Origin of the sequence: Anatilimnocola floriformis (genome assembly GCF_024256385.1) — a bacterium.
Lineage (GTDB): Bacteria > Planctomycetota > Planctomycetia > Pirellulales > Pirellulaceae > Anatilimnocola > Anatilimnocola floriformis.
Genome location: NZ_JAMLFW010000002.1, coordinates 567,240 through 589,143, shown reverse-complemented (window position 1 = coordinate 589,143; position 21,904 = coordinate 567,240). Strand labels below are relative to the sequence as shown.

General features: G+C 59.3%; 22 protein-coding genes. 10 read left to right on the top strand and 12 right to left on the bottom strand.

The features are described from left to right. Positions 1–137: 137 nt before the first annotated feature. The 3 genes from M9Q49_RS27085 to M9Q49_RS27075 all read left to right on the top strand — a co-directional run bounded on the left by M9Q49_RS27085 (position 138) and on the right by M9Q49_RS27075 (position 2,593). Positions 138–830 (top strand): hypothetical protein, encoded by a 693-nt coding sequence (locus M9Q49_RS27085; RefSeq protein WP_254512437.1) that lies wholly within the window; start codon positions 138–140, stop codon positions 828–830. Positions 831–833: 3 nt separating this feature from the next. Further along, positions 834–1,466, top strand: coding sequence for a TlpA disulfide reductase family protein (locus M9Q49_RS27080; RefSeq protein WP_254512436.1), 633 nt, complete (start codon positions 834–836; stop codon positions 1,464–1,466). Positions 1,467–1,543: 77 nt separating this feature from the next. After that, complete coding sequence (locus M9Q49_RS27075) at positions 1,544–2,593, top strand: M28 family peptidase (protein WP_254512435.1); 1,050 nt, start codon at positions 1,544–1,546, stop codon at positions 2,591–2,593. A 31-nt stretch (positions 2,594–2,624) separates the two neighbouring features. Here the strand turns inward: M9Q49_RS27075 and M9Q49_RS27070 are convergent, their stop codons facing one another. After that, positions 2,625–3,284, bottom strand: a complete 660-nt coding sequence (locus M9Q49_RS27070; RefSeq protein WP_254512434.1) for a tetratricopeptide repeat protein — start codon at positions 3,282–3,284, stop codon at positions 2,625–2,627. Between the two features lie 173 nt (positions 3,285–3,457). On the opposite strand from M9Q49_RS27070, the gene M9Q49_RS27065 reads away from it, so the two are divergent. Further along, positions 3,458–4,663 (top strand): hypothetical protein, encoded by a 1,206-nt coding sequence (locus M9Q49_RS27065; RefSeq protein ID WP_254512433.1) that lies wholly within the window; start codon positions 3,458–3,460, stop codon positions 4,661–4,663. Positions 4,664–4,728: 65 nt separating this feature from the next. Here the strand turns inward: M9Q49_RS27065 and M9Q49_RS27060 are convergent, their stop codons facing one another. The 10 genes from M9Q49_RS27060 to M9Q49_RS27015 all read right to left on the bottom strand — a co-directional run bounded on the left by M9Q49_RS27060 (position 4,729) and on the right by M9Q49_RS27015 (position 13,610). Next, a complete protein-coding gene (locus M9Q49_RS27060; protein WP_254512432.1) occupies positions 4,729–5,490 on the bottom strand; it encodes a hypothetical protein in 762 nt (253 codons plus the stop codon). Positions 5,491–5,505: 15 nt separating this feature from the next. After that, positions 5,506–5,970: a hypothetical protein gene (locus M9Q49_RS27055; RefSeq protein ID WP_254512431.1), complete on the bottom strand. Its 465-nt coding sequence runs from the start codon at positions 5,968–5,970 to the stop codon at positions 5,506–5,508. 265 nt (positions 5,971–6,235) lie between these two features. Beyond that, complete coding sequence (locus M9Q49_RS27050; RefSeq protein ID WP_254512430.1) at positions 6,236–7,012, bottom strand: hypothetical protein; 777 nt, start codon at positions 7,010–7,012, stop codon at positions 6,236–6,238. Between the two features lie 45 nt (positions 7,013–7,057). Next, positions 7,058–7,651 (bottom strand): hypothetical protein, encoded by a 594-nt coding sequence (locus M9Q49_RS27045; protein WP_254512429.1) that lies wholly within the window; start codon positions 7,649–7,651, stop codon positions 7,058–7,060. After that, positions 7,648–8,277, bottom strand: coding sequence for an RNA polymerase sigma factor (locus M9Q49_RS27040; RefSeq protein ID WP_254512428.1), 630 nt, complete (start codon positions 8,275–8,277; stop codon positions 7,648–7,650). Before M9Q49_RS27040 ends, M9Q49_RS27045 begins: the two co-directional genes overlap by 4 nt. A gap of 501 nt (positions 8,278–8,778) precedes the next feature. After that, on the bottom strand, positions 8,779–9,774 hold the full coding sequence (locus tag M9Q49_RS27035) for an amidohydrolase family protein (protein WP_254512427.1): 996 nt from the start codon (positions 9,772–9,774) through the stop codon (positions 8,779–8,781). Between the two features lie 89 nt (positions 9,775–9,863). Continuing rightward, complete coding sequence (locus tag M9Q49_RS27030) at positions 9,864–11,036, bottom strand: STM4014 family protein (protein ID WP_254512426.1); 1,173 nt, start codon at positions 11,034–11,036, stop codon at positions 9,864–9,866. Continuing rightward, positions 11,029–12,300, bottom strand: a complete 1,272-nt coding sequence (locus tag M9Q49_RS27025) for an STM4015 family protein (protein ID WP_254512425.1) — start codon at positions 12,298–12,300, stop codon at positions 11,029–11,031. Before M9Q49_RS27025 ends, M9Q49_RS27030 begins: the two co-directional genes overlap by 8 nt. Before the next feature lie 41 nt (positions 12,301–12,341). Next, the gene (locus tag M9Q49_RS27020; protein ID WP_315861221.1) at positions 12,342–13,289 is read right to left on the bottom strand and encodes a DUF6745 domain-containing protein; all 948 of its coding nucleotides are present in this window, start codon (positions 13,287–13,289) and stop codon (positions 12,342–12,344) included. Positions 13,290–13,313: 24 nt separating this feature from the next. Continuing rightward, positions 13,314–13,610, bottom strand: a complete 297-nt coding sequence (locus tag M9Q49_RS27015; RefSeq protein ID WP_254512423.1) for a hypothetical protein — start codon at positions 13,608–13,610, stop codon at positions 13,314–13,316. 142 nt (positions 13,611–13,752) lie between these two features. Between M9Q49_RS27015 and M9Q49_RS27010 the strand changes: the two genes are divergently transcribed. The 4 genes from M9Q49_RS27010 to M9Q49_RS26995 all read left to right on the top strand — a co-directional run bounded on the left by M9Q49_RS27010 (position 13,753) and on the right by M9Q49_RS26995 (position 18,265). Continuing rightward, on the top strand, positions 13,753–14,562 hold the full coding sequence (locus M9Q49_RS27010; RefSeq protein ID WP_254512422.1) for an STM4013/SEN3800 family hydrolase: 810 nt from the start codon (positions 13,753–13,755) through the stop codon (positions 14,560–14,562). Between the two features lie 11 nt (positions 14,563–14,573). Next, positions 14,574–15,902, top strand: a complete 1,329-nt coding sequence (locus M9Q49_RS27005; RefSeq protein ID WP_254512421.1) for an STM4012 family radical SAM protein — start codon at positions 14,574–14,576, stop codon at positions 15,900–15,902. Beyond that, positions 15,893–16,831, top strand: a complete 939-nt coding sequence (locus tag M9Q49_RS27000) for an STM4011 family radical SAM protein (RefSeq protein ID WP_254512420.1) — start codon at positions 15,893–15,895, stop codon at positions 16,829–16,831. The genes M9Q49_RS27005 and M9Q49_RS27000 overlap by 10 nt, the downstream gene beginning before the upstream one ends. 141 nt (positions 16,832–16,972) lie before the next feature. After that, the gene (locus M9Q49_RS26995) at positions 16,973–18,265 is read left to right on the top strand and encodes a hypothetical protein (protein WP_254512419.1); all 1,293 of its coding nucleotides are present in this window, start codon (positions 16,973–16,975) and stop codon (positions 18,263–18,265) included. Between the two features lie 18 nt (positions 18,266–18,283). On the opposite strand, the gene M9Q49_RS26990 is transcribed toward M9Q49_RS26995, so the two are convergent. Further along, the gene (locus M9Q49_RS26990) at positions 18,284–19,054 is read right to left on the bottom strand and encodes an SDR family NAD(P)-dependent oxidoreductase (RefSeq protein WP_254512418.1); all 771 of its coding nucleotides are present in this window, start codon (positions 19,052–19,054) and stop codon (positions 18,284–18,286) included. Positions 19,055–19,310: 256 nt separating this feature from the next. On the opposite strand from M9Q49_RS26990, the gene M9Q49_RS26985 reads away from it, so the two are divergent. Next, positions 19,311–20,558 carry a DUF6807 family protein gene (locus M9Q49_RS26985; RefSeq protein ID WP_254512417.1) on the top strand — a complete coding sequence of 416 codons (1,248 nt, stop codon included), beginning with the start codon at positions 19,311–19,313 and terminating at the stop codon, positions 20,556–20,558. Between the two features lie 143 nt (positions 20,559–20,701). Beyond that, positions 20,702–21,673, top strand: a complete 972-nt coding sequence (locus M9Q49_RS26980; RefSeq protein WP_254512416.1) for a 3'-5' exoribonuclease YhaM family protein — start codon at positions 20,702–20,704, stop codon at positions 21,671–21,673. The last annotated feature ends 231 nt before the right edge of the window (positions 21,674–21,904 follow it).

Sequence of the window (21,904 nt, the reverse complement as noted above, 5' to 3'; positions counted from 1 at the left end):
CGACGAACCGGGCTGCGGGCGGTAGAGAAATTGGGCAAGGTGCGGGATTCGCTTGCTTCCACCGCGCGGCTTGCTAGTAAGATAGACACAGGCCGATCTCGTTCACCGGCCATGATTTTCTCGCGGAGTGGCTTTTCATGCGCTGGATGATGTTCGGAGCACTGCTCGTGCTGAGCGGCGGCTTGGGTTGCGGCGGGGCATCGCCGGCTGCCAGTTCGGGTGAAGGGGCCACGGCGCCACCTCCGCCGGCCGAAATCAAGACCTATGCAATCGAAGACTTGCCCGCCGTCGACGATCGGCCCTATCCGGCGCTCGACGAGGGACGGATTCAGTTCGCCATGCCCACTGGTTGGGAGCCGCTGCGACCGAGCCAGAAATATCTGTTTGCCTGCGGCCCCAAAGACAACATGACGAACCTGCCGCGGATCACCATCTCGGCTAGCGACACCCCCGCCGATTCCAAGGCGAGCACCACGGCCAAGTACGCCCAAACGTTGGCCGGCAAGCTGCAAACTTCGTTGATCAACGCCAACAAAAAGCCGATTGAAAGTTGCAAGCCGATCATCCTTGGCGAGAACGTCTGGATCCGCCACGTGCGGAAGGTCGGTCTGCTCGACGGTCCCACGGCGGTGCAGTCCTTGCAGACCATCAAAGGTGGCCGAATCATTTCGATCGAGCTTTCGGTACCCGCGCAAGACAATCCGGGCGACGCCCAAAAGCCGATCAACTATGAAAAAGAGCTGCTCGCGCACCGCGACATTGCCTATTCGCTGGCCGCCCACATGAAGTTTCCCAAAGACAAGCCAGCCGCCGCGAAAGAGAAGAAGTAAATCGTGGAATCGAACTGGAGTGATGACGCCGAACAGCAAGCGATTGGGCCGCCGCGCCGACGGGGAAGATTGATCGGGCTGTTCGTGATTCTGGCAGCCATCGTGGGAGTCGCCTACGTCCTCAAAGCAGTCTCGGTGCCGCCCAATCCGACCGTTGCGGTCGCAGTAGGAAAGCGTTTTGAAAAGCTCCACTTCGAACCGCTGACTGACGATGCCACGTCGTTGCAACTTGCCGATCTGCAGGGCCAGGTCGTGCTGATCAACTTCTGGGGGCCCTGGTGTGGACCATGTGTCCAAGAGTTTCCGGAGTTGGTCGAATTGCAGAAGAGCCTTAAAACCAACGCAGACTTTCGTTTTGTTTCGGTCTCCTGCCCGCAGGCGCCGAACGACCCACAGCACGATACGCGCACCGCAGCCTTTCTGAAAATGCGCGGCTACGATTTGCCCATTTATCGCGATCCGCAATTCGTCAGTGCGCAGGCGTTAGGCGAATTAAATAGCGACCCGAACTTCGGCTTTCCCACGACAGTGCTGCTCGATCGCGATGGTGTGATCCGCAGCTTGTGGATCGGTTACCGCAACGGAGTGGTGAAGGAAATGCGCGAACAAGCATCGGAACTGCTGAAGGCGAAGTAGCTAGCGGGTCCACGGCTCGTCGCTGGCCACGGAAACGTCGCTGGCAGCGTTCGGGGCGGCGCGGATACAATGCCGGGATGAGCAAAACTACTACTACCACTCGTCTCGCCGATCATTCGCCGCCGTTGTCTATTCCGTGGATGCGGATCGCTGGCGGCCTGTTGCTCGTTATCGCGATCGTCGCTCTCTTCAAGGGTGACGCCATCCAACTGGCCTGGTCGCAACGTCAAGTGGGACCCTTCAAAGCCGCCGGCAATCCGCTCGATGCCAAACGGACCTTTGAATATTTACAGGCGATCTGCGACATCGGCCCGCGCGTCGCCGGCACGCCCGGCATGGCGAAACAGCAAGAGCTGATTACCAAGCACTTCGAAAAACTCGGCGCCAAAGTTTCGTTGCAGGAGTTCACAGGCCGTCACCCGCAGACCGGCATGATGGTGAAGATGGCCAATCAAATCGTCGAGTGGCATCCGGAAAAGAAAGAGCGAATCCTGCTCTGTTGCCACCACGACACGCGACCCTTTCCTGATCGCGAGCCCAATCCCAACAAGCGGAAAGATCCCTTCATCGGCGCCAACGACGGTGGCAGCGGCGTGGCCATGCTGATGGAACTGGGCAATCACATGGCCGGTTTGCGCTGCAAATACGGCGTGGATTTTGTCTTCTTCGATGGCGAAGAGCTCGTCTACGACGACGCGCGATCCGATCCGTACTTCCTCGGCAGCGAGTACTTTGCGCGCACGTATGTTTCGCAACCGCCGGGCCACAAATACAAATGGGGCGTGCTGTTCGATATGATCGGCGACAAACAGCTGAACATGTATCGCGAGGTCAACAGCATGGAATGGCCCGATACGCGGCCGCTCGTGCTCGATATCTGGAAGACGGCCGGCTCGCTCGGCGTGAAAGAGTTTGTCAACGTCACGCGGCACGAGATCCGCGACGACCATCTGGCCCTGCGCAACATCGGCAAGATCCCGACGTGCGACCTCATCGACTTTGAGTATCCCACCTCGCACGGCCCGAACTACTGGCACACCACGCAAGACATTCCCGCCAACTGCTCCGGCGATTCCATGGCCAAGGTGGGCTACGTGATGTACACCTGGCTGCAACAGGTAAAGTAAGAGTCAAACGCCACTGCTCTTGCGGCGGCGATTACTTACCTTCGAGTGTGCGCTGCAGATAGTCGATCTGCGCCCGCACATCTTCCAGATCCGGATTGAGCTTCACCGCGCGGCGAAAACATTCGAGCGCGGCAAAAGGATCATCCATTTCGAGATAGCAGTGCCCCATGCCGACGGCAGCGCCGAAGTGATAGGCATTGAGCTCGAGCGTTTGATGGCAATCGTTGGCCGCATCTTCCCAGCGATTCGTGGCGAAGTGGCCGATGGCCCGTTGATTCCACACTTCGGCAAACCAGGCCGCTTCTTCCAGCAGTTCGTTCGCAGCCGCAATGGCTTCGTTGTGATGCTGCGAATCGTTGAGTCGCACGATGACGTTCAGCTTTTCTTGCTGCCGCTGATTGCCATCGCGCCGCCACAAATTGCGAATGCCGTTGTCGGCGATCAAGCGGACCGCGCGATCGCGATCGTGCAGCGCTCGGCCGAGAATCGGCGTGTGCGAGTAATCGCCGAGAAAACCAATGGCCAGTACGGCTGCCCGCCGCGAAACGTGTTGTCCCGCACCAGCGAGCCGTTCGAGCGTGGTGAGCAGATAATGTTCAGACACGCCGCGGATATACGCAGCCGACTCTTCGGTATCGAGATACCGATGGTACAGCTGATCGAGCCGGGGAGTGGATACGGGTTTCTTCATCGTGGTGCCGTGCATGGAGCTCAACCGCGACCACTGCGGAAAGGTGTCGCGATCAAGCTGAGCTTTGAGTCTAATTAGAGCTTCCGCAATCAACAACCGAATGCCTGTGCGGGCGTCCGTTTTCTGCAGCGATTTCTGTCTGGATGTGTTGAGATAGGAAGAGGAGACAAGCTTTGTCGCCAACACCGCAACGTTTTTTGCCAGCATTGCCAGCGCCATCAGTGCGACGGGCGGCGTGGTTCGCCCGCAAATCGGTGTGGGTCGCTTTCCCTACGCTCGTGATCGTCAGTTGGTTTGGCAACGATTTTGACGGTCGCGCGCATCACGCCGGCGCCGCCGAAACGGCTTGGAAGACCGGCGCTGAGTTTCGCAAAGCGCTCGATCAGCCCTTGGGCTTGAAGTGGGCCGAGAATCCGATTCGCGACGCACTCCGTAATCTTTCGAACAATCAACAGGTCGCCATCTGGCTCGATCGACGCGTCGATCCGAGCACCAAGTTGCAGTTCGAACTTGACGATGTTCCGCTCGGGCTGATGCTCGATCAATTGTGCGCAAAGAGCAAATTAGGTCGTGCCGTCGTTGGGCCGGTTGTCTACATCGGCCCTCCAGCCATGACAGAAAAGCTGGCGACACTCGCTGCCGTGAAGCGACAACAAGCGGGCTCGCATTCACCGGAACAGCGCGCTCGCTGGTTGCGACCAGCCGTCTTGAATGTGCCGCAACTCACCGAGCCGCGAGAACTCGTGCGCGAACTAGCGCGCGAATCCGGCGCGACGCTACAAAATCCCGATGCCGTGCCGCACGATCTCTGGCCCGCGCTCTCGATGCCGCAACTCACGCTCGCCGATCGCTTGACGCTGGTGCTCGCCGGTTTCGATCTCACCTTTGATTTGAGCGCCGATGGTTCGACGCTCACCATCGTCAAGATTCCGGACAGCGTCGAATACGAACAGACGTATTCGTGGGGAAAAGGCAAAGCGCAGACGCTGGCCAGTCAGTTGCAGAAGAAATTTCCCGAACTCAAGATCAGCGTCGCCGACGACAAGGTCGTCGCCGTCGGCAAGTATGAATCGCACGAGTTGATCGAACGAATCCTAAATGGCGAGACGGTGCGCACGACGAAGGTCGTTCCGGGTGAGAAGGTCTACACGCTGCGCGTCGACAATCAGTCGGCTGGCGCGGTGGTGAAAACGGTTGCCAAAGAACTCGGCAAAGAGATGGTCTACGATCCGTCGCTCGTCGACAAACTGAAGACCAACGTCAGCTTTCAAGTGAAGGATGCGAAGCTCGAGGAGCTTCTCAATAAAGTTCTCACGCCGCTCGGGCTCGCCTACGAAATAAATGAGGCTTCGTTGATCATCAAATCAGCGAAGCCTTAGAGAGATTCGTACGACGGACCATTGGTCCATCACGAAGTGGGTACGCGAGGCTGAACCTTAGAACGTCACGTCTTCATCGCGGGGTGGCGGAGGACGACGGCCACCTTCGCGGCCGGAACCTTCACCACGCGGCGGCGGGCCACCGGCGCCAGGGCCACGACCTTCGGGGCCTCGGCCTGCTTCTGGACCGCGACCCTCGGGCCGACCTTCTGGTCGGCGATCACCACCGCGGCCTTCAGGTCCACGTGCTTCTGGGCCACGACCTTCCGGTCCACGCGGCGGACCAGCTTCAGGGCGTCCTTCAGGGCGACGGGCTTCCGGACCACGACCTTCAGGCCGACGATCTTCACCGCGGCCTTCGGGGCCACGCGGCGGCGGGCCAGCTGCGGGACGTCCTTCCGGACGACGAGCTTCTGGAGCGCGACCTTCAGGGCGACGGTCATCTTCGCGGCGCGGCGGCGGACCACCAGGGCCACGAGCTTCGGGTCGGCGATCGTCACCGCGGCCTTCGGGGCGGCGGTCACCTTCGGGACGACGATCGTCTTCACGGCGGGCCGGGGGACGGAAACCTTCCGAGCCAGGGCGATTGCCTTCGGGGGCGCGGCGAGCGAATCCACCAAAGCCGCCCGGCCGACCGAATTGCGGCGCGGGGCCACGGCCAAATTGCGGGCCACGATTGGTGGAAGGACCACGACCGAACTGCGGTGCCGGACCACGCGACGGTGGGCCGCGGAACGAAGGACCACTCGGGCCGCGACGATCGGGTCCACGGTTGGCTTGGCTGCGGTGATCATCACGCGGGGCTGGGCCACGATGAGCGTCGCCATGCGAACCGTGCGACTTCAACGCGTGCAACTCACGAGTGAGTTCGGCAACTTTCCGTTCGAGCTCGGCAATCCGCCGATCTTCACCACCACGCGACGGCGGACCAGCAGGACCACGACGATCGGCGCTGTGATGTTCTGGAGCGCGGTGCTCTGGGCCACGATGCTCAGGACCACGATGATCGAAGCCGCCGGGGCCACGACGATCAGCACTGTGATGTTCGGGAGCGCGGTGTTCTGGACCGCGATGATCAAATCCACCCGGGCCACGATGTTCTGGAGCGCGATGCTCTGGGCCGCGGTGTTCTGGGCCGCGGTGCTCTGGGCCGCGATCAGCAGGCCGACCGGGGCCGGGGCGTCCTGGACCAGGGCCACGGCCGGGGCCTTGGAAATTGGTAAAGGCTTCCACTTCGGCAACATCGTCCGTAGCGGATTCTTCCGAAACGGTTTGTTCCGTGGCCGTTGATTCCACAGTAACTTCATCTTCCGCCCGCAGGCTTGCTGAGACGATCATCGCCCCGCCGAAGCACGCCAGCAGCGCTGCAGTCCGCCAAAAACGTTGCATGTTCTCACTCCTTACCAGTCCGACAATAAAAGGTGCCCGTTGCTTGTCTACTGCTGCGTTATGTGTGGGCGCAGCTCGATCCCAGCCGACATAGCGATTGCAAAAATCAATCGCCGCCGGATTGTTCGTGATGTGGCAGCGCTGCAAACAGGCAGCGCCGCGTCAGCAGTCGATTCCGTTCGCCTAAAAGTCCTTGTCGTTCTCGTCGCCAGTCAATTCATTCAAACGCTTGCCCACGATTTCCTTGCGGGACTCGTTGCGTTTGGTAATACCTTCGCGAAGTTTCTTTAGATCTTCTTCCATCCGTTTGATTTGTAGCTCACGACGTTTCTGACGAACATCGAAGTGTTCATTGAGAGTTGTCGTCAACTCATCTTTCAATTTAACCCGCTGATCGCGCGGAAGTTGTCGTAGCTGATTCGAGATTTCCAGAGATTTTCGCTCGAGCTCGTGATCCGACTTCAGCAGCGCATACATCTCGGGATCGTCTTGCTCCAGACGTTGCCAATCGAGCGGAGGACCCATCATGCCTGGACCACCAGGTCCACCGGGACCACGATGCGGCCCCATGCCCGGTCGCTCGCCATAACCACCTGGGCCTCCAGGACCGCCCGGTCCACCAGGAGGCGGCGGCGGACGATCACCTGGGCCACCTGGGCCAGGACCACGATCACCAGGACCATCACCACGCGGCGGCGGATTGAATCGCGGACCACCAGGACCAGGTCCACCGGGCCCACCTGGACCCGGACCATTTGCATTCGGGCCACCAGGACCACGATCGTCATCACGGCGCGGCGGCGGATTGTCGTTTGGCCGGCGCGGTGGCGGGGCATCGCCACTGCGAGGTTCGCCGCGCGGCGGTGGAGGCGGATTGTCGCCTTTCTCTTGAGCCGTGACCCAGGACAGGCCACCACAAACAACGGCAGCGGCGAGCAAGTAACGAAGTGTATTGGGCATGATGAAATCTCCCGTGGTGGCAGGCCAGGTTTTTAGCTCAGTTTCTTAAAGTGATTCGCCAGCGATGTCAGCCGACAGTTGTTTGAGTTGCGAATCGAAGTCGGTCAGCGAGCGATCGAAGCTACTCGGCTGCGAGCTCATCTGTTGAATCGCAGTGTAAGTGGTGTTGATCGCCTCATCCAAATCGGTCCACGGATTAATATCTGGCGAAGACGTTTCTGGTGGAGACACAACAACCGCGGGAGCGGCTGGTTGTTCGATCCGAGCAGGCTGCGGACTCGGCTGCGCGATTTGCGGCGCGGGCGCGACGTTCGGAATTTTTTCCGCCTGCTGACTGATGACGCCGATTGCCGTGGCGACAATCAGCACCGTCGCTGCAATCACCACCGCGGCCCACGACCAATCGACTTGCGGCTTTTCTTCGACGGGCGTGGCCGGCTGCGTGATCAGTTCGGCTTGCAGCGACGCGAGCAGCGCGTCTTGATCGAGACCATCGCGGCCGTTCGCTTCGACGGCGGCGCCGAGCTTCAGCCAGGCCTGCCGCGTGGCAACGTCGTGCATGCTGCTGCCGGTGCTGGAGCGGGGCTTCTTCGAAGTGGCGCCTTCGAGTTCTCGTTGATCGGGCAAATGTTCGTTCATGGTTGGTGACTCACCATCAAGCGGCGGAGCGTTTGCAAACCGCGGCGGCAATGACTGAGGGCAGTATTCAAAGGGCATCCGAGCTGTTCGGCAATTTCGGCAAATTCCAGGTTGCCGAAATATCGCATCAGCAACACCCGGCGCTGTCCGGGACTAAGCTGATCGAGCGCGACGGCCAGATCCTGCTCGGCTTCGCGCCATTGGGCGAGGGCGGCGGGATCTGTCTCTTCGCCGGCGATTCCCGGCAAACCAGCCGCTGAGCCCGCGGCCGGCTCACGAGCCTGCCAGCCGGCATCGTCCAGGTTCAACTCGCGACCCAATCGCCGAGCCCGGTCGCAAACCAGGTGATCGGCAATGCGGATCAAAAAAGCCCGGTCCTGACCTTGCTGACGAAAACTATCGCGCACCTGCCAGGCCCGGCGAAAGACTTCCTGCAGCACGTCGTCGGCGACGTCGGGCCGCCGTACCAGGGCCAGCGCGTAACCACGGATGGCTGCAGAGTGCTCGCGCACCCAGCTCGCCAGGAGTTCGTCCGGGGAGAGGTTTGGGCTGGGGGTGTCCATCGCTGCATTCACTAACGTCGCAGCGGGCCTCAAATTGCGGTTGGCCGAGAAGTTTTTCGCCATATCCAAACCTCGTAGCCATTCACGCCAGCGACGCTGTCGCAGCGAGCGACGGGAGGGCGAGGCTCCCGCCAAGCCGTGCGGTGGAATGGCCAGCCATTCTGGAGCGACTTGAACACCCCCCTTTCATACTCCCAGAATATAACAGGTGATGCAACTTTTTGTATTCCTTGTAAAGAATTACATCAAAACGACTTACGCCGAAAATACAGGGCAATATCGAGGGTCCAATATCGCGATTTATTCTAGCTAAAACGGGTGGTTCGAAATTCGCTTGAGCAGGTCGCTCCAATTTACTCTGGCCCATGGCACTCCCCTCCTCGCGCGTCACGTCGTCACCCAACCTCCAGAATCCGCTAGACACGCCCGCGTGGACAACTCCGGTCAGTCGCAATCGCGCCAAGGTAACCATTCACGCTGGCACGGTTGTACCCGCTTCTTCACTTCCGGCAGGGCTAAGGTTTTGGGGACTTACGTCAACGAGCGGCGCTATCCGCGGCGCGACTACAGGCGATAATACCGCGTCGCGTTGCCGCTGAAGAGCTTTTCCTGCTCCGCTGCCGGGCGGCTAGCCACAATTTGGCGGAGGGCGTCGGTCCAGGCCTTGAGCGGGGCACCGAGGAGGCAGACAGGCCAGTCGCTGCCAAAGATGACGCGGTCCGGGCCGAAGCTATCGAGGCAGTGGTTAACGATCGGGGCCAGGTCGTCGACGCCCCATTCTTTCGTCACGCGAGCGATGATGCCGCTGATTTTGCACAGCGTGTTCTTCCGCTTGCCGATTTCCTCCATCTCTTTTTTCCAGGCGGCCACTTCGTGATCGGGCTTTTGATCGCCACGGCGGGACGCCGTCAGCCAAGCCTTGGGATCAGCATTGCCGCAGTGATCGACGATCAACCGAGTCCCCGGGCATTTGTCGGCGAGCTTCGAAGCATCGGCCAGATCGGTGGGACGGAGGCACAGATCAAAGCTGAGCCCCTTTTCTCCAAGCAACTGCACACTGCGAACATAAGCTTCGCCCAGGCAAGTTCCCGCTGGCGTCATATCGGCATGCAGCACCTGGCGCACACCTTTGATCTGCGGCGAGTCTTTCCACTTGCTGATGTATTCCTTGAACGCCGCCTCTTCGGCAGGCCGGCCGCTGATGACCGCGCCAATCGTCGGCGCCGTGCCTGACTTGCAAATGGCAATCAGGTGTTCCGCTTCGGCCACTTGCTGCTCCGGCGCGACGTCGACCTCCATGTACACCGAGCGTTCGATGCCGGTGCCAGCAATGGCAGCGCGGTAGTCGTCCATCACGTAGCTCCGCGACAGCACGCCCTCTTTCGGCAGCCAGGGGAGCTTGAACTTGGTGACGTCCCACAGGTGCTGGTGCGTGTCGATCAGCGGAAGCATCTTTTTGTCCTCAATTTTGGCCGCGCTGGCGGAGGCATTGCGATTTAAGAAATGAGCGGCAGCAGCCGCCGTGCCGCCGATTAGCAATGCGCGTCGAGAGAGAGGCATGGACAACTCGCTGTCGGAAGGGTGAACGAACCTGAATCGCCACCCAGTGTAACTGCCCGGATTGACGTTTGTCACCGCGCACCCTCGCCTCACCCAGTCTCGTTAGAGCGAGTTCGCGCCTGACCTTGACTTGCCGCAACGCGGATGGTGGCGGCGTAGGTCGAGTCGCCACGAAACAGCACGTTCGGCAGCAGATCGCCGAAGGCATTCCCTTCGAGAATGTACGCTCGGCGAAATCCGGGAGTGACGAGCAGATCCCAGCCGATGCTGAGGGCTTGTGGAAATGCAGCCGCCGCTTGCTCGCAAATCTCGGTAACAATTTTCCAGCGTGCACCCATCGCCGTTTTCAAACTCGACAAATCGCCGCGGCGGTTTCCCAAATGCAGATTCGTAATCGGCGACCGACTGGTCCGCACAACCGCGTGACGAGCTCGCCCGCCGATGGTGACAACGCGCAGGTCGAGTTCGCGTTCATCTTGCCTAGCCTTGGGCAACCACTCTTCTACGTGCGCTCCCTCGCCGCAGAGAAAATCGCAGATGGTGCGAATGTCCTGCTCGCGGTTGTAGCGCGACAGTTGCAAGTTATTGTAAAAGCGAGCTTCACCACGATGACGCACGAGTTCGAGTGAAGTGATCGCCAGTGGCCGAGTATTCGCGGTCGACAGAGCGACTACGCCCGAAGACGACGAACCGCAGGCGAGCTTGACGAAGACTCGCGTCATCCCTGCATCCTGCATGGCCGTGCGCAGTTCGTCGTAGTTCTTCACGGCAGGAAGCACGCGGGGCACGGCAACACCACACGACTGCAACAGTCGATGGCAGGCCGGTTTGTCGAACAGCGTGCGAATGGCAGTTGGGTGATTCTGTACTCGCAATTCAGCATGACGATCGAGCTCAGTAGCGAGATCTTGCAGCAAGTCCGAAAAGCCCGCAAACCAAAGTTGCGGCCAGCGAATGCGTCCCGGATCCGCGCGCAGCCGAGCGATTTTGGAGACAAGTTCGGTGGCCTCGGTTGCTCGTGCTCCTCGAGCAATTATCAGCTTTTCGACGAGCGGATTTTCGCCCGGCGACTCGATGCGCAGTAAGTTCGACTCGTTACGCTCGAGCGCTGCCGGCAGCAGCGCGGGATCTTGCAGCAAATCGATATAAGAAAGAACGTCCGCGGGCCTTTGCCCGAGTTCGAGGAGCGCTTGTTGAAAGAGCCCCACGCGACGATTTTCTGGATTGCCGATGACGAGCCAGCGACGTGCCGGCTTACTCACTGACCGAGATGAAACGGCCGGCCCATTCGTCGTTTTCGTCAACCGTTTTGGCATCGGCCAGGTCCACCGGGAAAGGCAATTGCTTGAGCGACTTTTGCACCGGCTTGCCGATGTAGTGGTGATGCAGGTCGAGCCGCTTGAGACTCGTATTATCCTTCAACTGCAGCAACGCATTGGCCCCTTCGTCGCTGAGATTGCCGAGCGACAGATCGAGCGTCTCCAGCTGCTCGATAACCGGCGACTTAACGATCACGGCTGCAATGTCGTCGGCGATTTCGGCATTGCGAAAGCCCAGGTACTTCAATTTCGGAAAGAGCTTGCCTTTGAGAATCGGCTGCAGATCGTTGACCCGGCATTCGCCGCCGTAGTTGGGTGTGCCCAACCAGAGTTCCAAGTATTCAAGCTCGGGAAACTTGCCCCGGCAGATCGACGCGACCACCTCGGGCGACAAGCCGCCCGATTCGATGGCGAGGGCTCGCAGTTTCGCATGCTGAGGCTTGCTGATCGCGAGGCCGTCGGCGCCGCGCACGCGCAGCATTTCGAGATGGGGAAAAGCGGCCAGCACCGGCGAGATATCGGTCTGTTTGATCCAGGAGACTTCCTGTTCCTCTTGCAAAATGTCGCCCAAAAACAAGGCCTGCAATTTCGGCAAGCGGTCAGCGTGCTCCGCCAGCAGAGCGACAGAAATGTTCTTGTCCTCATCGGGGTACATCTCTTCGAGCCCCGTCACCAAGCCGATCGTTTCCAGCGCGGCATCGCTCTTCAAAAAATTGTGAAAGCGTTCCTTGAATTGCGCGGCGGTTTCTTCATCCTCTTCGCAATGGCAACGGATGCGAAACACCGTCTTTCCCTTCGGCGGCGTTCCTTCCTTGTAATCGGTTACACGCTGGCCGATGAAGTTGTTCAGATGTCCGAAGTTGCCATCGCGCGTCGTCGCAAACAGCATGGACGAAATCGGCGTGCTGGCTGCTGGAGCGGTCGCAGCAGCTGCTCCCTTTGCACCTTTCGCAGGTTTGGCCGCCGGCGCGGCTTCGCTGCTGGCCACGCCACCGCCGGTCTTCTCGACATATCCCTTGCCGGTCTTTTCGGCGACGAGTTTGTCGTACGCCTTCTTGGCGGCCTCAGGCGTGCCGAAGTCTTTTTTCGTTTCCTGGCCGTCGGAGCCGATGCGGCCGTAGCGAGTGACGACGTCGCTCCCTTGCTGCTCGATCTTCCAAAATTTGAACGACTTGCCGTCGGCGTACTCAAACTCACGAAAGCTCATGCAGGGACTCCCCAGTGTTCAAGTCTGACTCTTCGTCTTGGTTACGTTTCTTGGAGCGGGTTATACAACTTCGGGTCATCAAAACCGGCCATCCAAGCCGCGGCTTGATGACAGGTCGTCATCGTTGGCGGAACTCGCAACAAATAATGACGAGCCGTGGAAGGACAATTGCACGACAAGCAGACAATGGCTTCGTCGCGCTCCATCGGCACGCGGAGCAACTCGCGCGGACCACCGGGATCTCGATCGGCATCAAGTTTTTCGGCGCCGGCATCGCGAATGAAACGATCAAAGCCCATCCGCTCGATCATCACGCGGCGTCGTTCGGCGTTTCGTTCTTTGAGAACGATCTTCGAAGTGAGCTTTTCGGGATGAAAGGCAATTACTTCGTCAATGAGCACGCCGCGCCAACGAAGACCGATGCCGTTTAGTCTCTCTGGCAAACTCGTCACGCCGCTACCGGCGAGTTCGATCCACGACGAAACGCTCAGCCCGGCAGGCACCTCGGTGATCTGCGGACAATTACCGATATCGAGCGTGCCCAGATCCTGCACGTAGTTCGGAATCTCAGCAATTCCCGTGCAGCCGTTCATATTCAAGTTGCCGCGCGCGATCGTCGCGCGGCGCGGAAAGCTAGTGAGCTGGGGACAGCCAGAGATATTCAAAAACCAAACGTCGAGTCCCTCGGGCAATTCCTCGAGCGCGGTGCACTCCGCGACATTCAACGTGCCGACGCGCAAGTCAGCGGGGAGCGATTTCAGTTTGCGACAGCCTTGCAGATTGAGTGCGCAATCGACGGCCAGATCGGCGGGAACGGTTTCCAGGTCGGAGTTCGAGGCGTCAAGCTCATAGCAAGTGAGCTTGGCCGGCAATTTTTTCAGTTTTTTGCCGCTGCCAGCCAGCGACAATTTTCCGTCGAGCGTCCACCCCGATTTTGACTCGCCCGCCAAAATCAACTTGGCCGCCTCGGCCGGTGAGATATCGATCATCGTCGCCACGCAGGTTGCTCCTCTTTAATCGCGGACGACCACGATGCGTTCGGGCGTGTATTCGCGCTGCCGCCAGACTCGGTAATAGCCCGGAGGAAGTTCGATTGGGCCGTGTTCCTGATGCACGACGGTCGCCGGCTGTCCTTCGACCTCCAGAAAGAGGAGCTCGCCTGATTGCCACATCGTCGCGTGCTTCTCGCGAATCTGATGGCTGTGCCCCGTGAGTTCGCCGTGGGCGAGCGTGCGATGTTTCAGCCGCTCCTTCTCTTCGGGAAGGTCCTTGACCTTTTGAATCAGTACATCACCGTGCCGAAAAAGCATCGCGACGACTCCTGCGAGGAGGGATAAGAGTTCGAGATTATATCGCTTCTATTTTTAGCATTTCAACTTCCTTCGCGAAAACTTTTGGCGAACTTGCTTCGGTACATCGCGCGCTGGCAGAATGTCGCTGCCGAGAAATTTCATGATCAATGTCCGTCAATTAATTCCCTCGCACGATGTCGTGCTGATCACGCTCGATACGCTGCGCTACGATGTTGCCGAACAGGCAAATAACGCGGGAAAAACGCCATTTTTGACCAGCTTGCTTCCTGGCGGCCATTGGGAACAACGGCATTCGCCAGGGAACTTTACCTTCGCTGCGCACCAAGGATTTTTTGCTGGTTTTTTGCCGACGCCAGCAACACCTGGCAAGCATGCACGACTCTTTGCCGCGCGGTTTCCGGGAAGCGAAACAACGAGCGAGCAAACGTTTGTTTTTGAAGAGGCGAATCTGGTGCATGGCTTGGCCGCGCGGGGCTATCACACCATTTGCATCGGCGGCGTTGGTTTCTTTAATCGACTTAGTCCGCTCGGTTGTGTGCTGCCCGATTTATTTCAGGAGAGTCATTGGAGCGAAGAACTAGGAGTAACCAGCCGGCACTCGACCGAGCGCCAAGTAGCGCTCGCTTGCGAACGTTTGCGAGCGCTCGATAACTCGCAGCGAGCTTTTTTGTTTATTAATATCTCGGCGCTGCATCAGCCGAACTGCATCTTCGCGCCGCCGGCGCAGGAAGATTCGCCGGCGACGCAAGCGGCAGCGCTCGCCTATGTCGACAGACAGCTGCCGCCGCTGTTTGATTTACTCGCGCAGCGCGGACCGTCGTTGTGTATCCTGACGAGCGACCACGGCACGGCTTATGGCGAGGCTGGTTATTGGGGACATCGCCTGGCCCATGAGTGCGTGTGGAATGTTCCGTACGCCGAGTTTGTCCACTCGGCCCGCGACCTGTGAGATCAACAGCGATGAGCATGGCAGGAGCGACGAAGCTGGCCGACGTGCTGACGGGCTCACCGTACGTGGGATACTCGTACGCCTATCCGCACAAGACGGCCTATCGTCGGTTGGCGGAGCCACTGCCGCTGCAGCGCGTGTGGCAAGCCGAGCCGAGCGATTCGCTGTTCCTGTATGTGCATATTCCGTTTTGCGAATATCGCTGCGGCTTTTGCAATCTCTTCACGCTGTCGCAACCTGCGGATTCGCTGACCACGCGTTATCTAGCTGCACTCGAGCGCGAAGCCGATGCTTATCAAGAAACGCTCGCCGAGCCGCAGTTCTCGCGCCTGGCCATCGGCGGCGGCACGCCGACGTTTTTGACGATCGCAGAACTCGATCGGTTGTTCCAGATCATCGAGCGCTTCACGCCCGAGCGGCGGATCGCAGTTCCGCTGAGCTGCGAAGGTTCGCCCGCCACCCTCACGGCGGAAAAACTCGCGCTGCTGCGCGAACGCGGCACCACGCGTTTCAGTTTGGGGATTCAAAGTTTCGAAGAGCGCGACTTGCAAACACTTGGCCGTCCGCAGAAACGGGCCGAAGTGGAACAAGCCCTAGCGCTCCTCGCGGCGCATCGCTTTCCAGTGACCAACCTCGATTTGATTTATGGCTCGAGTTCGCAGACGCTGGCCAGCTGGCTGGCGACAATCGAACGCGCCGTTGCATTCGCGCCTGAAGAAATCTATCTCTATCCGCTCTACGTGCGGCCGTTGACTGGCCTCGCGCGACTGGAGGAGTGGGACGACTGGCGTTTGCTTCTCTATCGCGCCGGGCGCGACAAGTTGCTGGAAGCCGGTTACCAGCAGACTTCGATGCGGATGTTCACGCGGGCCGCTGATGAAACAGCAGGACCGACGTACTGTTGCCAGAGCGATGGCATGGTCGGTCTCGGTTGTGGCGCGCGCTCGTATACACACTCGCTCCATTACTCGCGCGAGTACGCTGTGAAATCGGCCAACGTGGCGGGCATCCTCGCCGATTACATCGGCAAATCGATGGGCGATTTCGGCGCAGTCGAGTTCGGCGCAACGCTCGATGAGCACGAGCAGCGCCGTCGCGTGCTGATTCTGTCGCTCCTGCAAGCCGAAGGTTTGCGCTGCGCGGATTATGCGAAACGCTTTGGCAGTGAGGCGCTGGCTGATTTTCCAGAACTTTACGAACTGCTAAGTCACAAACTGGCCGAGGTGGACGGCGATTGCCTGCGACTCACGCCGGCCGGTTTGGAACGCTCCGATGCCATCGGCCCCTGGCTGTACTCGGCAACCATCGCGCAGCAGATGGAGGAGTATGCATGGCGCTAAAGCTGCAGATCCTCTATCGCGGCCCTCTCTCGAGTTGCAATTACGAATGCAACTATTGCCCCTTCGCTAAGCGGCACGAATCGGCAGCTGAACTCAAACACGATCGGCAATGCCTCGAACGTTTCGTCGATTGGGTTGCGGCGCAAACGGATTGCGAGCTCTCGATCCTATTCACGCCCTGGGGCGAAGGACTGACGCGTCGCTGGTATCAGCAGGCGCTGGTGCGTATCAGTCAGTTCGCTCACGTGCGCCGGGTCGCGATTCAGACAAATCTGTCGTGTTCGCTCGATTGGCTTGGCGAGGCCAACGCTCAGCGGCTTGCGCTGTGGTGCACCTTTCATCCGACGCAGATCTCACGGCGCGAGTTTTTGCAGCAATGCCAGATGGTTGCCGATCGCGGCGTGTCGTTCAGCGCGGGTGTGGTCGGATTGCAGGAGAATTTTGAAGAGATCGAAGCCCTGCGTGCCGAGTTACCATCACACGCTTATTTGTGGGTCAACGCTTTTAAAGATCTGCCCGACTACTACACCGACGAGCAGGTGGCGCGGCTGGAGCAGGTCGATCCCCTATTTCGCCTGAATCTGACCAACCACCCCTCGCTCGGAGCAGAGTGTGTCGCCGGCGAATCATCGGTGTCGATCGATGGCGATGGCAATCTCCGCCGTTGCCATTTTGTGAGTGGAGTGCTCGGAAATATCTACGGCAGCGACTGGCAAGCCGCGCTCAGCCGGCGAGCTTGTCCCAATCTCAGCTGCGATTGCTACATCGGTTACGTAAATCTGCCGCGTCTTCAGCACGACAATTTATTCGGCGGGCGGGTGCTTGAGAGAATCCCGCGCGCGACACATTGGCAGGGCATTCACGATCGGCAGCAGGCCATAGAAAAAGTGAACGCGATTCTGCAGACGAGCCCGCCGCTGAGCGTTTGAACGTCGGCTTGTACTGCCGCAGGTCGTGATAGCAGCGTCATTTCCTACCATCTTTGAGAATCAACGTCTCAAGGCAATTTTCAGCTGGCGCGATGACGATGAACGATGCGTTGACCACGAACGGAGTGATCGAGTCAAGGCATGTCAGGAAGACACAACAAGCTCATTGCAGCCCTCTACGCGTTGACCTGCGCGGTCGTAACGATTGCGCCGACGTCGGCACAAGTTCCCGCTCGTGAACTGACAGAGGAAGAGAAGATCGAAGCCCAATTGGTTTCGGCTTCGATCGCAGCGCAGCCACCCGCTGCGCGAATGCCATCTCTCTCCACTCCGCGCACGCCCGCAGCGACGAGTCGTGCGGCGCCTGCGCCGGCGTACAACCGACTGGCGAGTGCGCCCGAAATGTTTGGCGATTACTTTCAGTCGGGGGGCAACGTCACGTACAGCCCCAATGAACTAGCAGGCTCCGCAGATGGCGCGTTCGGTTCGTTCAGCATCCCTTCGGCGGGCGGCAGCCGGCATGTGAAGGTCGGCGAAAACAACAAAGCCTTGCCTGCCGATCGGTTCATCTTCTCCTACAGTCATTTTCACAACGCGCTGCAATACACCGAGACCGACTTTTTCGGCGGCGGCGGAACTCCGGTCACGCAGCAGTTCCCCATCGATCGCTATACATTCGGCGTCGAGAAAACGTTTGGAAACGGCATGTGGTCGGTCGAAGTGCGCATGCCCTTTCAGGGTGACTTCAACTTTCAAGGAGCGACCGTCGCCGGTGACGGCGGACAGATCGGCAACCTGGCTCTCATCCTGAAGCACTTGCTTTACATGGATGACGAAATGGCCATCGTCGCGGGCATGGGCATCGATACACCGACCGGCAGCAATTTTGTGTTGACCGACAACGTTTCGTTTCCGACGAACCAGATCACCTTCCAGAACGATGCGCTGCATCTGCTTCCCTTCTTGGGAGTTCTGCTTAGCAACGATGGGCCGTACTTCATCAATGCTTTTGTGCAGTGCGATCTAGCCACGGCTGGCAATCGCATTCAGTCGGGCCCTGCGGCTGGCGGCCCCGTCGATACGCTGGGGCTCTACAACGAACAGAACCTGCTGTTCGTCGACTTGGGAACCGGCTACTGGCTGTATCGCGACGAAATGAACGACGGCTTTACGAGCCTGGCCGCCATTCTCGAGTTGCACTACACCACGTCGCTGCAAGATACCGACGAAGTGGCCGGCGATGCCGCGGGCCGGGCCTTCACTTATCGCAACGGGTTCAATCGCTTCGACGTGCTCAACATGACCGTAGGCCTGCAGGCCCAGTACAACATTCTCACGTCGATCCGCGTGGCCTGCGTCGTGCCGATGGGCGCCGCCGATGACGACCGCTTCTTCGATAGCGAAGTGCAGGTGCAGATCAATCGGCGGTTTTAACCGCTGCTGCGGCGCGACTTACCAGGGAGTCATGCCGCCGTTCACACACAGCGTTTGACCGGTGATGAACGAAGCCTCGTTGCTGGCCAGATAGATCACCGCATCGGCGACATCTTGCGGCACGCCCCAGCGCCCAGCCGGCACGAGCGCGACGTAAGCATCTTTGTCGGCTTGCGGATCGTTCTCGTGGCGTTCGACGGGAATCCAACCCGGCGCGACCATGTTGACCGTGATGCCGAAAGGCGCGAGCTCGCGACTCAAGCTCCGCGAGAAACCAATTTGGCCGCCCTTGGCTGCGACATAGGCGGTGAACGGTGCGACCGAGCGCTGAAACACTTCGCTGGTGATGTTGATGATGCGGCCCCACTTCTGCTGCTTCAAGTGCGGCAGAGCCCGCTTGGTGAGAAGCACGGGGCTCTTGATGAAGAAGTCGATCATCCGCTGATAGAAAGCCCAGTCGTATTCTTCGATCGGCTTGAGCGGCTGCTCGCAGGTCGCATTCGGCACCACGATGTCGACCTTGCCGAGCTTAGCTTCGATTTCGTTGAACAGCTTGTCGACCCCTTCTTCGGTCGTCACATCGGCTTGCACGAGCACGGTCTCGATGCCGGCGGCTTTGTATTCGGCGAGCGCTTGCTGGGCCCGCTTTTCATTGTTGGCATAATTCACCGGCACTTTGGCCCCGGCCAAGCCGAGCGCAAGGCCCATCGATTTGCCGAGGCCGGTGCTGTTGCCCGTGACGAGCGCGACGCGCCCCGCCAGAGAAAATTTAGGAGAGGATGTGGTCACAAGAGTGTCCTGATTTCGCGGAGGGAGGTTTTGGTACGAATCTACCGAACTGGCTGAACCTCTGTAAGTAGGACGGACCATTGGTCCGCTCCTGCAGCGGGTACCAAGCCAAATTTGTCGCAGCGAGCTTCTTGGACGGACCAATGGTCCGTCCTACAGCTGCCGTCGCCTTTCGCCCAAATGGCGACAACTATATGCTGACCGTTGGGGCGTGCATTTTCCAAAATCGACCTCAGCAGACATAAGCGAGACAGCGATGCGTACCTTGGCGATACTTCTGACGGCATTATTTTCCGCGGTGGTGGCCGCTGCCGATTTCAGCCCAGAGTTTGAAGTTGTCGCGGGCAAAGTCGATCGCACCGGTCAGCCGATTCGCGTGCCGGTTGTGTTGCCTGCCGAATTTAAAGCAGCCGAATCAACCGTGACGATCGATGGTCAATCGCTCCCGGCTCAAGTTACGAAGCCTTCGCTGCTCGCCAAGCCCGAGCAGCCCGCCGCCGGTGGTCAGAATGCAGAGTTGGTGTTCCTCGCGCCAGCCTTCAAAGCGGGGGCGACTCTCCGCGGCAAAGCCACGATCAAAGAAAAAGCCAGCGGCGAAAAGCCGACGACCGAATGGAAAGACACTCCCGGCGAGCACATGGATCTGGTGTTCGATGGCCGGCCGGTGCTGCGCTACATGTATGCCAAGCTCGATGAGAGCAGCGGCGACAAGCGATCGGCGACGTTCAAGCCATACCATCACGTGTTCGACCCTGCCGGCAAGCGGTTGATGACGAAGGGCCCCGGCGGCCTCTTTCCGCATCATCGCGGTTTGTACTTCGGCTTCAACCGGATCAGCTACGGCGAAGGGTTCAAGCAGAAGGCCGACACCTGGCACTGCAACAAGGGTGAATATCAATCACACGAAAAGGTTCTGGCCAGCGAGACCGGTCCGGTCCTCGGTCGACACACGTTGCAGATCGACTGGCACGGCCAGGATGGCAAAGCCTTTGCTCAAGAAACTCGCGAGATGACGGCTTACAACACTCCCGGCGGCACGCTCATCGAGTTTGCCTCGCGCCTCGATTCGCTGGCCGGGCCGATCAAGCTCGATGGCGATCCGCAGCACGCCGGTTTTCAGTTTCGCGCGACGCAAGATGTGCCCGACAAGACCGCGAAGCAGACCTATTATCTGCGGCCCGACGGCAAAGCCGAGCCGGGCAAGTTTCGCAACTGGCCGAACGACAAGCAGCACATCAACTTGCCGTGGAATGCCCTCAGCATCGTCCTCGACGATCAGCGCTACACGGTTGCCATGCTCGATCGCCCGGAGAATCCCAAGGAAGCCCGCTTCAGCGAGCGCGACTACGGCCGGTTCGGTTCGTACTTTGAATTCGAAGTCGACGCCAACAAGCCGCTCGAGCTGAACTATCGCGTCTGGGTGCAAGCCGGCGAAATGACCGGCGAACAAGTAACGCGATTGGATGAGGCGTTTGTGACACCGGCTGCGGTTTCGGTGAAGTAACTCTCGACGCTGCGTCCACACAGCTTCGCCCCCTCACCCCAACCCTCTCCCCGGAGTACCGAGGAGAGGGAGTACTCATTTCTTTCCTTTCCTATTCCTCTTCATCTCTTCGTCTCTTCCACCCTTCAACCCTGCCCCCACCAATGCCCCGACGTTACATCAATCAGCTGGCCGAACGCGAACAAGTCAGCGAAGTCTATTTGATCGCCGACAAACAGTTGCGGGCCAATCGGCAGGGGAATTTGTATTTGCAGTTGCGGCTTGGTGATAAGAGCGGCCAGCTGACGGGCATGCTCTGGAACGCGACCGAGAACATCTCGAAGCAGATCGAGAGTGGTCAGTACGCCCGCGTGACTGGCACGATGCACATGCACAATCAGCAGCTGCAGATGATTGTGACGAAGGTCGAACGCGTCGATCCGTCGCAGGTCGATGAAACCGATTTTCAAACGCTGCAGTCCGCCGATGTCGATCGCCTCGCCCGCCGCCTGGCTGAGTTGCTGCGTGAGATTCGTAACGTTCACCTTCGCAGCCTGGCCGAGGCCTTTCTCGTCGACGAAGCCTTCATGGCGAAGTTCACCGCGGCTCCGGCTGGCGTGAAAAATCATCATGCCTTCCGCGGCGGTTTGCTCGAGCACGTCGTCAGCCTGATGGAGCTCTGCTCGTCGGTCGCGCCGCATTATCCCGATATTGATCCCGAACTTCTCCGCATCGGCGCGTTCCTGCACGACGCCGGCAAAATCGATGAACTAACGTACGAAAAGGAACTCGGCTACAGCGACGAAGGCCAACTCATCGGCCACGTGGTGATGGCCGTCAGCATGGTCGAGCACAAAGCTCGCGACGCCGAAAAGCTCTCCGGCGACGCCTTCCCGCGTGAGCTGCTCCTCCGCATCCAGCACATGATCGTCAGCCATCACGGCGAATACGCCTTCGGCAGTCCCAAGCTGCCGATGACCATGGAAGCCATGGCGCTGCACTATCTCGACAATCTCGACGCCAAGATGCACAACGTAAAACTGTTGCTGCAAGAAGACACCGGCAGCGACAGCCACTGGACCAGCTACAACGCCCCACTGGCCCGCAAATTCTTCAAAGGCGAGCGCCATTCATAGAGAGTCGCCGAGCCATTGTCGCCGAATATTCCATATTCGGTGGTGGCGGTGACAGGTCAAGAACCGCTGGAATAAGCGTTAGCGATATTTCAGCAAGTTCGGCGAGTGGAGCTTGCAGCGGTTGAGTCACGCTTCGGACGACTCAGCTTCCATCTCCACCCGCCAAAGCCGGAACTTCGCGGAGCTCGTTCCTTGGCACGCGTCAGGTCAGCCTCAACCCACCGTTTTCGG